We start from the raw sequence: 13,775 nt of genomic DNA on the forward strand, positions 1-13,775 counted from the left end.
CAGCAGGTGGGCGCCCCGGCCGGCGTCGGCGCTGCGCGGGGCGCCGCTGTCGCGCTCGCGGGTCAGCGAGCCCGGCTCGCGCCGCTGGCCGCCCGCCGCCGGATCGGCGCCGGTCGCCATGTCATCGGCGCGGGCGCTCATTTGATCACCGCCTGCGGCCCGACCGCCGGACGGGCCGGCAGCGTGCGCTCGATGGTCTTCAAGCCTTCCAGCATCTCGTTGAGCTGGTCGATGCGGCGCTGGCTGTCCTTTTGCTGCAAGGCCAGCTTGTCGGCATGCTCGGCCAGCCGCCGCGTCTCGGCACAATTGCTGGACAATAGTTGCGCCAGCGCCTTGAACGGCTGCGCCTCGGTCTCGGTGGCGGTGGCCACGCTGTCGAGCAGCGCCTGGGCGCGCGCCAGGTCGCCGCTGCCGCGCGTCAGCATCAGCACCATGCCCATCTGGATCGCCACGCGCGGGCTGCGCTGTTGCAGGCCCAGGCCGCTCAACTCTTTCAGCATATCGCCCTGCGTCATCTTGCGCAGTTGCAGGTGATAGCTGAGCAGCGGCCCGACCTCGTCCGGCGGCGGTGGCGGCGGCAGTTCGACGATGACCGGTGGCGGCGGCAGCGTCACCTCGGCCGGCGTGGGCAGCGTGGGGCGGGGCGTGGTCAGCGTGCAGGCGGCCAGCGACAGGCTGAGCATCAGCAGCAGCCAGCGGCGCCCGGCATGGGGAGTGAAATCACAGGTCATAAGGCAATTCGATTCGGAAATGCGCGCCTCGTTCGGAGGACAGCAGTTGCAGGGCGCCGCCATGGGCGGCGACGTATTCGTACACGATGGACAGGCCGATGCCGTTGCCCCGGCGCGCACCGGGCGGCTGGCGCGCGCCCTGGTAAAACGGTTCGAAGATGCGGGCCGCGTCGTCCGGCGCCACGCCCGGCCCCTGGTCGAGGCAGTCGATGCGCAGCTTGCCGCCGGCCTCGGCGAGATGGAAGGCCACCTGTCCGCCGTGCGGACTGAAGCGCACCGCGTTCGACAACAGGTTGCCGACCGCGACCGCCAGCTTCTCGGCGTCGACGGCGATCGGCGCGGCCGTGCCCTCGATGGCGACGCTCAGCCCGGCGGCCTGCCATTGCAGGCGCTGGGTGGCGACGGTTTGCGTCACCAGCGCCGCCATGTCGGTCGGTTCGCGCTGCAGATGGTGGGCGTCGAAGGTGGCCGCGTTGTAGCGCAGCAGCGCTTCGATCTGCGATTGCAGCGCCGCCGTGTTCTGGTTGAGGATGCCGGCGATCTCGCGCTGGTTGGGCGACAGCGCGCCGGCCACGCCGTCCTCCAGCAAGGCCACGCCTTCGCGCAGCGCCGCCAGCGGCGTTTTCAGCTCGTGCGAGATGTGGCGCAGGAAGCGCGCCTTGTCCGCCTCCAGGTCCGACAGCCGCTGGCGCAGCCAGTTCAGCTGCTGGCCCACGCGCTGCAAGTCGCTGGGGCCGCGCACGGCGATGGGCTGGTCGTAGCGGTTCTCGCCCAGGCGGTCGATGGCGGACTCGATCTGCGCCAGCGGACGCGACAGCCACAGCCCGAAGCCGCCCGCCAGCAGCGCCGCCAGCACGATGGACGCCATCACTTGCCCCTTGAGCACGCCGCGACGCTGGTCCAGCTCGCTCAACAGCACGCTGTTGCGGCGCTCCACTTCCAGCTTGACCTCGTCGGCCAGCTCGGCGTTCACCGACGGCAGCGGCGCCAGCACTTTTTCCAGCGCCTGCTGGCGCGCGCTGGAACGCGGCCGGGCGGGCGCCTGCAGGATGGCCCAGGCCTGCTCGCCGGCACGGCGCCAACGGTCGAAGGTGGCGGGCGGCGTGTAGGGCAGGGCGGCGGCCACCGCGTCCAGCGCCGCGCGCGCCTCGCGCCAGGCGTCGGCGTAGCGCGTGCGGAAGGCGGGATCGTCCAGCACCAGGAACTGGCGCGCGCTGCGCGCCATCGCGACGCTGCGCTCGGCAAGTTGTTGGGTGTTTTCGGTCAGTGCCAGGGCGTGGCGTCCGCTGTCGCGGCTGTGGGCGGCGAGCCGGTCCAGTGTCCACAACGCGTGCAGCGAGGCCGCGCTCAGCAGCACGGCGATCAGCAGGAAGACGCCCAGCAGCAGCTGGCGAAACGAAAGTTTCGTTAGCATCGTCGTTAATTAGTCTCTATATGGTCTGAATGATAAGGTGAAAGCGGCCTTACGGCCTGTTCGATTGGTTGCGTTGTTGTTCGGCACGGAAGCGGAATATTATGTTGCGCATGGCAACACTATTCGATTACGCTGATTTACAAATGTAGTTGTGCCGATTTAACCTTTGGGGAGTGTCATGGCTAGTCTTCTGCGGCGTTTGTCGATCCAGCAAAAACTGATGCTCAGCATGGCGGCCTGCCTGCTGCTGTTCCTGGCGATCTCTGCCACGCTGAGCGTGGTCATGACGGGCAACAGCATCCGCGAGCGGGTGGTCAACCAGGAGCTGCCGGCCGAGGTGGGCGAGATCCGCAACGACATCCTGCGCCAGATCGGCGAACCGCTGGCGGCCACCATGTCGGTCAGCGGCAATACCTTCCTGCTGGACTGGGAAAAGGCGGGCTTGCCGGACAGCGGCGTGCCGGCCTGGATCGCCTATTCGGCCAACATCCGCAAGACCATGAAGGCGGCCGCCGTCTCGTGGGTCTCCGGCAGCACCGGCAAGTATTTCGACGACAAGGGCTATAACCGCACGCTGGACAAGGGCGCGGCGGCCGACCAGTGGTTCTACGGCTTCCTGGCCAGCGGCAAGCCGTATTCGCTGAACCTGGACAAGGAGCCGGGCGCGACCACCTACAACGTCTTCATCAACACCCGCTTCGATACCGGCGACGGCAAGATCGGCGTCGCCAGCCTGGGGCTGTCGGTCAACAAGCTGGCCGAGAACATCCGCAGCTACAAGGTCGGCGAGTCCGGCTTCGTCTACCTGGTGCGGCCGAACGGCATGCTGATCGTGCACCGCGAGACCGCGCTGGCGGACGGCCAGCACTTCATGAAGGATCTGCCGGGCTTCAATGCCGAGCTCAGCACCAAGCTGCTGGGCGGCCAGACCTACGCCAGCGCCAGTTATTCGGCGCCGGGCGGCAAGCGCCTGGTGGCCTCGTCCTTCGTGCCGGAGTTGAACATGTATGTGATCGCCGAAGTGCCGGAGTCCGAAGTGCTGGGCGCGGTGACGCGCTCGGTGACGATCTCGGCGCTGGTGGGCGGCCTGGTGGGCGGCGGCATCGGCCTGTTCGTGGTGTTCCTGGTCAGCCGCGCGATCGCCGCGCCGGTGGCGCGCGCCGCGCAGATGCTGGGCGAGATCGCCGACGGCAATGGCGACTTGAGCCGCCGCATGCCGGTCGAGAGCGAGGACGAGGTGGGCGCGCTGGCCGATGGCTTCAACCGTTTCGTATCATCGCTGAACGCGACGATACGCAAGGTGCGCGACAGTACGGAAACCATCGCCACGGCATCGAGCGAGATCGCCAGCGGCAACCTGGATCTGTCGTCGCGGACCGAGGCGCAGGCCTCCAGCCTGGAGGAGACGGCCTCGGCGATGGAAGAGCTGACCGCGACCGTGACGCAGAACGCGGAAAGCGCCAAGCACGCCAACCAGCTGGTGCAGTCGGCGTCCGGCTATGCGACCGAGGGCGGCGAGGTGGTGGGCCGCGTGGTGCAGACCATGGTGTCGATCAAGGATAGTTCGCGCAAGATCGTCGACATCATCGCCGTCATCGACGGCATCGCCTTCCAGACCAATATCCTGGCCTTGAACGCGGCGGTGGAAGCGGCGCGCGCCGGCGAGCAGGGGCGTGGCTTCGCGGTGGTGGCGTCCGAGGTGCGCAACCTGGCGCAGCGCTCGGCCAGCGCGGCCAAGGAAATCAAGGAACTGATCAGCGATTCGGTGGTGAAGGTCGATGCGGGCAGCGTGCTGGTGGACGAGGCCGGCGTCACGATGAGCAAGATCGTCTCGTCGGTGGAGCAAGTGACCAGCATCATGGGCGAGATCGTCGCCGCCAGCCACGAGCAGAGCGAAGGCATCGCCCAGGTCAACCTGGCGGTGACGGAAATCGACAGCACCACGCAGCAGAACGCCGCGCTGGTGGAGGAGGCAGCGGCGGCGGCGGGCTCCTTGCAGGATCAGGCCGCCAACCTGGCGGAAGTGGTCAGCGTGTTCAAGCTGGAAGAGGCGCCGCGCGCCGCGTCATCGCGGCTGGCGCTGCGCTAGGTAGCGTTCCAGGCCTGGTCGCGGGACGTCAGCACGCGGTCGATCAGGCCGTATTCGGCGCCCTGCTGGGCCGACATGTAGTGGTCGCGGTCTGAATCCTTTTCGATCCGCGCCAGCGACTGGCCGGTGCGTTCGGCGTAGATGGTGTTGAGGCGGTGGCGCTGGTACAGCACTTCGCGCGCCTGGATCTCGATGTCGGACGCCACGCCCTGCGATCCGCCGTGCGGCTGGTGCATCATGATGCGGGCGTTGGGCAAGGCGTAGCGCTTGCCGATGGCGCCCGCCGCCAGCAGGAAGGAACCCATGCTGGCGGCGAAGCCCGTGCACAGCGTCGACACGTCCGGCTTGATGAACTGCATCGTGTCGTACACCGCCATACCGGCGTACACCGAGCCGCCCGGCGAATTGATGTACAGCGAAATATCCTTGCCGGGATCGTCCGATTCCAGGAACAGCAGTTGCGCGACGATCAGGTTGGCCGATTGCTCGGTTACTTCTCCCACCAGGAAGATCACGCGCTCCTTCAGCAGGCGTGAATAGATGTCGAACGCGCGCTCGCCGCGTGCCGTGTGTTCGATGACGGTGGGTACCAGGCCGAGCGCCAGCGGAGTATGCGAAGTCATGATGGTCCTTTTGCGATAGAGTTGGGTATCGCTTGACGTTTGCCGGCCGGCGCCGTGTGACAATAAAAAAAATATATCGCCGGCGTGTCACACTTGGGCCCTGCCGGGCGTCAAGTGGCACCAGCCCCATACAAGGAGATTCCCCATGTTCAGCATTGCCGACACCGATGGCGCCATGTTCGAGCGGCTGCGTCCGCGCCTGAAGGCGATCAGCTGCCGCATCGTCGGCAGCGAGGCGGAAGCCGAGGACATCGTGCAGGATTGTTTTCTCAAATGGCGGCTCGCCGAGCAGCGCGCGCTGGCGACGCCGGCCGCCTGGCTGACCACCGTCGTACAGCATCAATCGATCGACCGGCTGCGCAAGCGCGCGCGGGATGCCGCGACGGCGCACGCGGCCATGGAGCTGGCGGCCGGTGCGGCGGCCGAGACGCCCGAAGAGGGCTTGCTGCGGCGCGCCGAACTGGGCGAGGCGCTGGCCCGTTTGCTGGCCTGCCTGTCGCCGTCCGAGCGGCTGGCGGTGGTGCTGCACGATGTATTCGAATGCGAACATGCCGAGATTGCGGCCAGGCTCGGCATCAAGACGGCGAGCGCCCGCCAGCATCTTGCGCGGGCCCGCAGGCGCTTGCGCGAGGACGAGGCGCCGCCGGGCGAAAAACTGTGCCGCGAACTGCTGCGCCGCTTCCAGGCCGCGATCAACGGCCTGGACGTGCCGTCGATGATCATGCTGCTCGGCGACGAGCAGCCGGTGTCGGTGCTGGCCCCGCGCCGCGTGCAGACATGCGCCAACGATGCGTCATACGCGCTGATGCTGGCGGCTTAGACTACCTGAGCAGAAAGACGGCTTGCAGCCGCGGATCCAGGGGCGCGGGGTTTCTTGTGCAGGTAGGGAAGAGGGCTTTCCATTGTGCACCGAGTTGAGGTAAGCTTGTAAATTAACCAACTCACTCGGAGCGTCGATTGAAGAAGCCGTTTTCCATGAAATATGCTGCCGCTGCGCTGCTGTGCGCTTTCGCCTGGGCGCCAACGGCGGGCGCCGCGACCGGCGATCAGCCGGAGGGTGTCAACATCGGCGCCTACCACGTCGATGCGGTTAGCGCGGGCAGCGGCCCGTACACCGTGATTTTCGAATCGGGCTTCGCCAGCGACCTGTCGGTCTGGCGGCGGGTGGCGCCGGAGATCGCCAAGTCGGCCAAGGTGTTCGTCTACTCGCGTGCCGGCATCGGCAAATCCGATGCGCGTCCCGAAGCGCGCACGCCGCAGCGCAGTGCCGCCGAATTCGAACAGGTGATCGAAGCCGCGCACCTTGCGCCGCCGTTCATCCTGGTCGGCCATTCGTATGGCGGCTACCTGATCCGCCTGTTCGCCCAGCGCCATCCGGAACAGGTGGCAGGCATGGTGTTTGTCGACGCCAGCATGGAGCGCTTCGACACCGAGCTGAAAAAGATCAACGCCGCCAAGGTGGCGCAAGACCAGAAGTATCTCGATACGCTGACGCCGGCACCGCTGAAGGCGGAGAGCAAGCTGGTGGACGAGGCCTTTGCCGCCGCCAGCCTGCTGCCCGCGCCGAAGCTGCCCGACGTGCCGGCCGTGGTGCTGACATCGACGATGGTGCGCGAGCAGCCGGAGTTCTTCATGCACACGGTGCCTGCGGTGGCGGTGTGGCGTTCGCTGCATGAGCAGCTGTTCACGCAGTTCTCCAGCGGCAGCCATGTCGTAACCGCCAACAGCGGACACAATATCCACCTGGAGGAACCGGCGCTGGTGGCCGGCGCCATTCAGCAGGTGATCGCCAGCGCGACGGAAAAGGAGCAGCGCCGCGTGCGCAAGCTGGCGCAGGAAAAGCTGCTGGGCACCCTGGATCGCGCCGGCGCGCTGCTGCAATCGAAGCGCGACGGCGAGGCCGGACTGTTGGTGGCGAGCGCGCTGAAGGAGAGCGGCTATGGCGAGAACGAGATCAACGGCCTGGGATATACGATGCTGGGCAAGCGCAAGCAACCGCAGGTCGCGGCGCTGGTCATGAAGTTCAACGCCGATACCTTCCCGACGTCGGCCAACGCGCATGACAGCTATGGCGAACTGCTGCTCGAATTGAAGCAGCCCTTGCAGGCCAAGGCGCAGTTCCAGCAGGCGATCGCGCTGGGCGCGGCCGGCGGCAAAAGCCCGCAGGCGATGGAAGGCTACCGGGGCAACCTGGCGAAAGCGGAGAAGGCGTTGGCCCAGTGAGCCTGGGCAGGATGGCTGGCGGCGTAATCTGGGGCTGCGTCTCGTTTGCGTGCGCCATGCTGGTTCTGTTTGTCCTCAAGGTTTTCGTCCCCTTGGCGCTATGGGGCGCCAACGCTGGAGGCGGCGCTCTCAATGCCAGCCTGGCCATGCAAATCATGGCGGCACTGGTCTGGGCGCCGCTGTTTGAAACCTTTGTGGGGCAGTTGCTGCCGCAGGAAGTGCTCAGGCGATTTTCCGTGCCGCCCGGGTTTTGCATAGCGATAGGTTCTGCGCTATGGGCAATGGGGCATTACTTGAACGGCGGCGCCGCGCACGGCGTCTTGGCGCTGTTCTCCGGGGCGATATTCACGTTTATTTACCTGCGCTACCGCAGATGCGGATTGGCCGCCGGTTACTGGACGACGGCCATCGCCCACTTGACGCATAACGCCCTCGTACTCGTGGCAGCTTCTTACTTTCCGAGTTTATAACGGACTTCGCTGCGGCGCGGGGGATCAGACGGCTGGGCCGACGTCCATGCCGTCGTAGGATTCGAGCTGGTGCTCTTCGGCGAACTGGTAGAGTTCCTGGTTGCGGACGTGCAGCGTATCGGCGGTGTGGTGCTCGACTTTTTCAACGTGCAGCCACCACAGCGCTGGTACGCTGGCTTCCGGCTTGGAGTCGTAGATGCCGACGATCTGATAGCCCTGGGCCTTCAGTTTGGCCGAGACGCCTTCCAGTTTGCTCTTGGTCGGGTCGGCGAAGAAATAGCCCCACAACAGCGGCTTCGAAATATCCCACGGCGCGTTCTTCTTCATGTCGGCAAACAGCTCGACCATGTCTTCTTTGGTGATCATGTACTTAATCCTTCTTGCGGTGATAGAACGACACGCCCGCTCTTTCGATGTGGCCCAGTAGTTCCAGGGTGTCGATCCGGTCGCGGATCGACAAATTACGTTGTAGGCCGTATTTTACCGCAGCGGCGGTGGGGAGGTCAGGCGGGAGGGAAGGTGACGGTGACTTTCAGGCCCTGGCCGCCGGCCGCTTCGTCCAGCGCGATGCTGGCGCCGTGCAGGGTGGCGATGTCGCGCACGATGGCCAGCCCCAGTCCTGCGCCGCCGGGATTACGCTCCAGCGTCGCGGCGGCGCGATAGAAGGGCGCGAAGACCCGTTCGCGCTCGGCGGCGGCGATGCCGTGGCCGCTGTCTTCCACTTCCAACATCACGCCGCCCGTGCCTGTGCCGGGCCGCACCCGCAGCGTCACCGTGCCGCCCTGCGGCGTGTAGCGCAGCGCGTTGTCCACCAGGTTGGCGATCAGTTCATGCAGCAGCAAGGCCTGGCCCCGCACCACGCACTCGCTGTCCGCCTCCAGCGACAGGTCGATCTGCTTGGCCACCGCCGCCATCGCCATCTCCAGCCCCACCTGGCGCGCAATGTCGCGCAGCGACGCCGGCTCCGACTGGGCCGCCGCGCCGTCGGCGTCGCCGCCGTGTTCGATGCGCGCCAATGTCAGCAGGCGGTTGGCCAGGTTGACGGTGGAATCGGTGGTGGCGGCGATGCTGTGCACGATCTCGCGCAGCGCCGCCCGCATGGCCTGCGGATCGGCGTTCGGCCGGTCGCATTCGCGCAGCGCCAGTTCGGCCTGGGTCTTGAGCACCGTCAGCGGCGTGCGCAGCTGGTGCGAGGCGTCGGCGATGAAGCGGCGCTGGCTGCTGATTAAAATCTGCAGCCGCGAGCGCGAGCTGTTCATCGCCGCCACCAGCGGCCGCACTTCCTTGTGCACCAGCGTCGGATCGACATCGGAGGAGTCGTTCAGCTTGCGCGTCTCCACCGCGATCTTCAGGCGCATCAACGGTTGCAGCACCAGCCGCACGGCGAACCACACCAGCAGCGCCACCGCCAGCAGCAGCAAGGCCTGCCATGCCAGCGTATCGAACAGGATCTGGTTCGACAGGCCGCGCCGCGCCTCCAGCGTCTCGCCGACCTGGATCAGCGCGATGCCGCGCATCGAATCGTCGTACACCGGCTGCAGCAGCGCGGCGATGCGCACCGGCTGGCCGTTGTAGTTGGCGTGATAGAAGCGCACCAGCGCCGGATAGGCCTCCGAGCGCGGCACATTGGCCGGCACCGGCGGCAGGTCGGCGTAGCCGGAAACGGTCTCGCCCTTGATGCCGGTGACTTTGTAGTAGATGCGGCCCAGCGTATCGGTCTCGAAGCTGTCCAGCGCCACGTAGGGCACGTCCGCCACCACCTTGCCGTCGACGATGGACACGCGCTCCGCCAGCGCCCGCGTGGAGGCCAGCAGCGAGCGGTCGTAGGCGACATCGGCCGCGTCCAGCGCGTTGCGGTAGACCGAGATGGTGTTGAGCGCCACCAGCACCAGCAAAGGCCCCAGCAGCCAGCGCAGCAGCTGGCCGCGCAGGCTGCCGAGCGGTGGGGCGCCCGGCAGGGCGCCCGGTCCGAAGCGGCGCGCCAGTCGGCCCAGCAGCGGCATGCGGCGCGGCGCCCCGCTCAACGTCAGTCGCCCTTGGCGCCGCCGGCCGGCGCAGGGGCGGGCGCGGCCGCAGGCCGCGGTTGCAGCAGGTAGCCGATGCCGCGCAGTGTCGTGATGACGGCGGCGTCCGGCGCGGCGATGTCGAGCTTCTTGCGCACGCGGTGGATATACAGCTCGATCGCATCGAGGTTGGCGTCGTCCGCCAGCGCGAACACTTCGTCGAACAGCTTCTCCTTGGAGACTGCGCGGCCGGAGCGCGTGATCAGCGTCTCCAGCACCGCGTGCTCGCGCGGCGTCAGCGCCAGCGCGGTGCCGGCGTAGGTGAACATGCGGGTGACGGTGTCGAAACTGAGCGCGCCGCAGCTGTGCACCAGCGCCTCGTTGCCCACGCTGCGGCGCAGCAGGGCCTTGACGCGCGCCTCCAGCTCGGCCAGTTCGAAAGGCTTGGCCAGGTAATCGTCGGCGCCCAGGTTCAGGCCCTGCACGCGGTCTTCCAGGCCGCCGCGCGCAGTCAGTATCAGCACGGGAGTCTGGCCGCGCGGGCCGCCGCGTGCCCGCAGGCGCTTGAGCACTTCCAGGCCGTCCATGCGCGGCAAGGTCAGGTCGAGGATGAGCAGCGCGTAGTCCTGGGTGTGCAGCAGGGCGTCGGCGTCGGCGCCGTTGTCGGCGCATTCCACCGTCAGATTGGCGTCGCGCAGGGCTTTGGACAGCCAATGTGATAGCTCGGTGTGGTCTTCAACTAACAGAATGCGCATAAATTCTTGCCAACAATATGAAATAAGTTCAGTGTAAGGCCAGAATCATGGTCTCAGCCGCCCCAAAAGGGAAGCCCTTACCTGATTTGTGGTGCATGGGCGACAGGACGCCATGCCGAAGCAGCCGTGAAAGGTAATTGAAAGGAAGTGACTCCTATAGTGACATCCTGATTGCGAAATCAGGCATCACCAATAACTATATCCTCTGGAGACCTACATGAAGAAAACCTCGTTGACCCTCGCTATCATGGCATTGGCGGCAGCCGCCGGCGGCGCCGCACACGCCCAATCGAACGTGCAGGTCTACGGTTTGCTGGACGTTGGCGTGGAAACCGCCAACAAGAAAACGCCAACCGGCGGCAGCATGACCAGCGTAATCTCGGGCGGCATGAACACGTCGCGCTGGGGCTTGCGCGGCACCGAAGACCTGGGCGGCGGCTTGAAAGCCGTGTTCAACCTGGAAGGCGGCATCCTGATGGACACCGGCGCCGCGGACGGCCCGCTGTTCAAGCGCCAGGCCAACGTCGGCCTGGAAGGCGCCTTCGGCCGCGTGATCATCGGCCGTTCCTTCACCAGCGTGTACGACACCGTGATCTCCTTCGACCCGATGGGCTTCGCGCCTTACTACTCGTGGGCGACCTCGGGCCCGGCCACCGGTCCTAGCAAATACGGCTTCACCACCCAGTACGACAACATCATCAAGTACACCGGCACCGCCGGCGACTTCAAGTTCAGCGCCAACTACGGCGCCGGCGAACAGACCACCGGCGCGCAGGACAGCGCCAAGGTCGGCATGTCCGGTGTCTACAAGATCGGCGCTGTCAACCTGATGGCGACCTGGGAGCGCAACAACGGCAACACCGTTCCAGCCACCGGCAACCGCGACAAGAACACCGTCTGGCACCTGGGCGCGAACTATGAAAACGGTCCGGTGAAACTGTGGGGCGTGATGCGCGACTACAAACTGGTGGCCGGCAAGGCGCTCACTCCTGACGTCAAGGCCACCACCACCTGGGCCGGCATCGCCTACAAGACCAACGACGTGACCACGCTGACCGGCGCGATCTACCACGTCAACGTCAAGAACGTCGCCTCCGGCAAGGACGCCGATCCAACCATGTACGTGGCGCGCTATCGCTACGCTCTGTCCAAACGCACCGACCTGCATGTGTCGGCTGCCTATGCCAAGGCCAAGAATGGCCAGCTGACCGGCCTGTCGCGTGACGATGCCGGCTACGGCGACACCCAGCGCGGCGTCACCGTCGGCATGCAGCACCGCTTCTAAGCCGAAGAATGGAACGCGGCATTTTGCAAAAAATGCCGCGTTCTGAAAGCGCTTTGAAAGCTTCACCGTTCTAAGATACCTAACAAGATGACTAAAGTTTTGCTGGCTTTGATTGCCGCGCTCCTTTTGTGCGCGGCAGCGCAGGCGGCAAGCCTGGAGTGCATCGTACCGTCCAAGCCGGGCGGCGCAATGGACCTCACTTGCAAGCTGGCGCAAAAGGGTTTGCAGGGCTTGCGCGGCACGCCGAAGCCGCCGCCGTCGGATATGCACATCAGCTATCTGCCGGGCGGTATCGGCGCGGTGGCCTGGCATTCGCTGGTGTCGCAGCGGCGCGCGGAACCGAACACGCTGGTGGCTTTTTCGGGCGGCTCGCTGCTCAATCTGGCGCAGGGCAAGTTCGGCAAGGCCAAGGCTTCCGATGTGCGCTGGGTGGCCGCGCTGGGCGCCGACTACGGCATGATCGCGGTGCGCGCCGATTCGCCCTACAAGACGCTGGGCGAGCTGGTGGCGGCGCTGAAGGATCATCCGGAAAAAGTGCTGATCGGCGTTTCAGGCACCATCGGCAGCCAGGACTGGCTGAAGATGGCGATGGTGGTCAAGACCGCCGGCGTCGATCCCAAGGTGCTGCGTTTCGGTGGCGCTGGAGGGCGGCGGCGAGGCCTTCACCGCGATGCACGCGAACTATGTGCAGGTGGTGTCCGGCGACGCCAGCGAGGCGACGCTGTACGCCGCAGGCGGCAATACAAGGGTGCTGGCGATACTGGCCGAGCACCGCCTGCCGGGCGTGTTGGCGAATGTGCCGACGGCGCGCGAGCAGGGCATCGATGTGGTGTGGCCCATCATCCGCGGCGTATGGATGGGGCCACAGGTGTCGGATGCGGATTACCAGCACTGGGTGTCGAACTTCGACCGCGTGCTGGCCAGTCCCCAGTTTGCGCAGATGCGCGCGGCGTCGGGCCTGTTCCCATTCGGACTGACCGGCGATGCGCTGGCAGCATATGTAAAAAAGGCCGTAGACGATTACGGCAGGCGCGCCGCCGAACTCGGTCTGGTGCGCTGATCACCAATATATCAATAACGACGGAGACTATCATGATGTTGAAAACCACCTTGGCCGCTGCATGCGCCACCCTGTTTGCCGGCGCGGCCTTTGCACAGGTTCCCGCCGGTTATCCCGCCGACTACCAGAAGATCATCGACGCCGCCAAGAAGGAAGGCAAGCTGGTAATGTACGGCGCCACCGACAGCAAGGCCACGCAGCCGCTGATCAAGGACTTCAACGCGCTGTACCCGGGCATCACCGTCGAATACAACGACATGAACTCCACCGAGGTATACAACCGTTTCATCTCCGAAGTGGCGGCCGGCGGCAACACCGCCGACGCCATGTGGTCGTCGGCGATGGACTTGCAGATGCGCCTGGCCTCCGACGGCTACGCGCTCAAATACAAATCGGTCGAATCGGCCAAGATCCCCGGCTGGGCCATCTGGGACGACCAGGCCTACGGCACCACGTTCGAGCCGGCCGCCATCGTCTACAACAAGCGCCTGGTGGACGCCAAGGAAGTGCCGCAGACGCACGGCGACTTCGCCAAGCTGATCGTGCAGCCGAAATTCAAGGACAAGGTGACGACCTACGACATCGAGAAATCCGGCGTCGGCTTCATGTTCATGACCCAGGACGCGCGCGAGAATCCGAAGTTCCTGGAACTGGAAAACGCCTTCGGCGAAGCCAAGGTGCGCGTGCAATCGTCCACCGGCACCATGATGGAGCGCATCTCGTCGGGCGAGAACCTGATCGGCTACAACGTGCTGGGCTCCTACGCGCTGGTGCGCGCCAAGGCCGATCCTTCGATCGGCGTGGTGCTGCCCAAGGATTACACGCTGATCATGTCGCGCGTCTTCTTCATCAACAAGGCCGCCAAGAACGTCAACGCCGCCAAGCTGTGGCTGGACTACATGCTGTCGCACCGCGGCCAGACCATCATCGCCAACGACTCCAAGCTGTTCGCGATCCGCGCCGACGTCACCGGCGAAACCACGTCGGCGGACCTGATCAAGCAGATCGGCAAGGACAACGTCAAGCCGGTGCCGGTCCATCCTATCGTGCTGCAGTTCCTGGGGCCGGCCAAGCGCATGGCCTTCCTCAAGCAGTGGAAAGAAACCGCAGGCAAGAAGTAAT

General features: G+C 65.7%; 12 protein-coding genes and 1 pseudogene. 7 read left to right on the forward strand and 6 right to left on the reverse strand.

All coding sequences use genetic code 11. From position 1 onward, the window contains the following. Positions 1 to 137 precede the first annotated feature (137 nt). On the reverse strand, positions 138 to 731 hold the full coding sequence (locus DUGA2_RS07535; RefSeq protein WP_070268405.1) for a hypothetical protein: 594 nt from the start codon (positions 729 to 731) through the stop codon (positions 138 to 140). After that, on the reverse strand, positions 721 to 2,145 hold the full coding sequence (locus tag DUGA2_RS07540; protein ID WP_070268407.1) for a sensor histidine kinase KdpD: 1,425 nt from the start codon (positions 2,143 to 2,145) through the stop codon (positions 721 to 723). The genes DUGA2_RS07535 and DUGA2_RS07540 overlap by 11 nt, the downstream gene beginning before the upstream one ends. A gap of 178 nt (positions 2,146 to 2,323) precedes the next feature. On the opposite strand from DUGA2_RS07540, the gene DUGA2_RS07545 reads away from it, so the two are divergent. Further along, entirely contained in the window at positions 2,324 to 4,234 is a 1,911-nt protein-coding gene (locus DUGA2_RS07545) for a methyl-accepting chemotaxis protein (protein WP_070268408.1), read from the forward strand. Here the strand turns inward: DUGA2_RS07545 and clpP are convergent. Next, on the reverse strand, positions 4,231 to 4,857 hold the full coding sequence (clpP, locus tag DUGA2_RS07550; RefSeq protein WP_070268410.1) for an ATP-dependent Clp endopeptidase proteolytic subunit ClpP: 627 nt from the start codon (positions 4,855 to 4,857) through the stop codon (positions 4,231 to 4,233). The two genes, DUGA2_RS07545 and clpP, sit on opposite strands and share 4 nt — an antisense overlap. A gap of 145 nt (positions 4,858 to 5,002) precedes the next feature. On the opposite strand from clpP, the gene DUGA2_RS07555 reads away from it, so the two are divergent. The 3 genes from DUGA2_RS07555 to DUGA2_RS07565 all read left to right on the forward strand — a co-directional run bounded on the left by DUGA2_RS07555 (position 5,003) and on the right by DUGA2_RS07565 (position 7,550). After that, the gene (locus DUGA2_RS07555) at positions 5,003 to 5,677 is read left to right on the forward strand and encodes a sigma-70 family RNA polymerase sigma factor (RefSeq protein ID WP_070268412.1); all 675 of its coding nucleotides are present in this window, start codon (positions 5,003 to 5,005) and stop codon (positions 5,675 to 5,677) included. 155 nt (positions 5,678 to 5,832) lie between these two features. Further along, a complete protein-coding gene (locus DUGA2_RS07560) occupies positions 5,833 to 7,080 on the forward strand; it encodes an alpha/beta fold hydrolase (protein WP_229214626.1) in 1,248 nt (415 codons plus the stop codon). Positions 7,081 to 7,136: 56 nt separating this feature from the next. After that, the gene (locus DUGA2_RS07565; protein WP_168167772.1) at positions 7,137 to 7,550 is read left to right on the forward strand and encodes a CPBP family glutamic-type intramembrane protease; all 414 of its coding nucleotides are present in this window, start codon (positions 7,137 to 7,139) and stop codon (positions 7,548 to 7,550) included. Positions 7,551 to 7,574: 24 nt separating this feature from the next. On the opposite strand, the gene DUGA2_RS07570 is transcribed toward DUGA2_RS07565, so the two are convergent. The 3 genes from DUGA2_RS07570 to DUGA2_RS07580 form a co-directional block, all read right to left on the reverse strand. After that, positions 7,575 to 7,916, reverse strand: coding sequence for a ribonuclease E inhibitor RraB (locus DUGA2_RS07570; protein ID WP_070268419.1), 342 nt, complete (start codon positions 7,914 to 7,916; stop codon positions 7,575 to 7,577). A 137-nt stretch (positions 7,917 to 8,053) separates the two neighbouring features. After that, positions 8,054 to 9,553: a sensor histidine kinase gene (locus tag DUGA2_RS07575; RefSeq protein ID WP_070269060.1), complete on the reverse strand. Its 1,500-nt coding sequence runs from the start codon at positions 9,551 to 9,553 to the stop codon at positions 8,054 to 8,056. A 23-nt stretch (positions 9,554 to 9,576) separates the two neighbouring features. Next, complete coding sequence (locus tag DUGA2_RS07580; protein WP_070268422.1) at positions 9,577 to 10,308, reverse strand: response regulator; 732 nt, start codon at positions 10,306 to 10,308, stop codon at positions 9,577 to 9,579. Positions 10,309 to 10,525: 217 nt separating this feature from the next. Here DUGA2_RS07580 and DUGA2_RS07585 point away from each other — a divergent pair, with 217 nt between their 5' ends. The 3 genes and pseudogenes from DUGA2_RS07585 (at position 10,526) to DUGA2_RS07595 (ending at position 13,774) form a co-directional block, all read left to right on the forward strand. Further along, positions 10,526 to 11,593, forward strand: a complete 1,068-nt coding sequence (locus DUGA2_RS07585; RefSeq protein WP_070268424.1) for a porin — start codon at positions 10,526 to 10,528, stop codon at positions 11,591 to 11,593. Positions 11,594 to 11,680: 87 nt separating this feature from the next. Next, positions 11,681 to 12,653: pseudogene (locus DUGA2_RS07590) on the forward strand (Bug family tripartite tricarboxylate transporter substrate binding protein). 32 nt (positions 12,654 to 12,685) lie between these two features. Beyond that, positions 12,686 to 13,774 carry an ABC transporter substrate-binding protein gene (locus DUGA2_RS07595; RefSeq protein ID WP_070268426.1) on the forward strand — a complete coding sequence of 363 codons (1,089 nt, stop codon included), beginning with the start codon at positions 12,686 to 12,688 and terminating at the stop codon, positions 13,772 to 13,774. The last annotated feature ends 1 nt before the right edge of the window (position 13,775 follow it).

The organism is Duganella sp. HH101 (assembly GCF_001758795.1).
GTDB lineage: Bacteria > Pseudomonadota > Gammaproteobacteria > Burkholderiales > Burkholderiaceae_D > Rugamonas > Rugamonas rivuli.

What these genes read in the sequence shown, in the direction of transcription:
- DUGA2_RS07535 (WP_070268405.1), bottom strand. Translation starts at nt 731, where the DNA reads ATGACCTGTGATTTCACTCCCCATGCCGGGCGCCGCTGGCTGCTGCTG.
- DUGA2_RS07570 (WP_070268419.1), bottom strand. Translation starts at nt 7,916, where the DNA reads ATGATCACCAAAGAAGACATGGTCGAGCTGTTTGCCGACATGAAGAAG.
- DUGA2_RS07595 (WP_070268426.1), top strand. Translation starts at nt 12,686, where the DNA reads ATGATGTTGAAAACCACCTTGGCCGCTGCATGCGCCACCCTGTTTGCC.
- DUGA2_RS07585 (WP_070268424.1), top strand. Translation starts at nt 10,526, where the DNA reads ATGAAGAAAACCTCGTTGACCCTCGCTATCATGGCATTGGCGGCAGCC.
- DUGA2_RS07545 (WP_070268408.1), top strand. Translation starts at nt 2,324, where the DNA reads ATGGCTAGTCTTCTGCGGCGTTTGTCGATCCAGCAAAAACTGATGCTC.
- DUGA2_RS07540 (WP_070268407.1), bottom strand. Translation starts at nt 2,145, where the DNA reads ATGCTAACGAAACTTTCGTTTCGCCAGCTGCTGCTGGGCGTCTTCCTG.
- clpP (WP_070268410.1), bottom strand. Translation starts at nt 4,857, where the DNA reads ATGACTTCGCATACTCCGCTGGCGCTCGGCCTGGTACCCACCGTCATC.
- DUGA2_RS07580 (WP_070268422.1), bottom strand. Translation starts at nt 10,308, where the DNA reads ATGCGCATTCTGTTAGTTGAAGACCACACCGAGCTATCACATTGGCTG.
- DUGA2_RS07555 (WP_070268412.1), top strand. Translation starts at nt 5,003, where the DNA reads ATGTTCAGCATTGCCGACACCGATGGCGCCATGTTCGAGCGGCTGCGT.
- DUGA2_RS07560 (WP_229214626.1), top strand. Translation starts at nt 5,833, where the DNA reads ATGAAATATGCTGCCGCTGCGCTGCTGTGCGCTTTCGCCTGGGCGCCA.
- DUGA2_RS07565 (WP_168167772.1), top strand. Translation starts at nt 7,137, where the DNA reads ATGCTGGTTCTGTTTGTCCTCAAGGTTTTCGTCCCCTTGGCGCTATGG.
- DUGA2_RS07575 (WP_070269060.1), bottom strand. Translation starts at nt 9,553, where the DNA reads ATGCCGCTGCTGGGCCGACTGGCGCGCCGCTTCGGACCGGGCGCCCTG.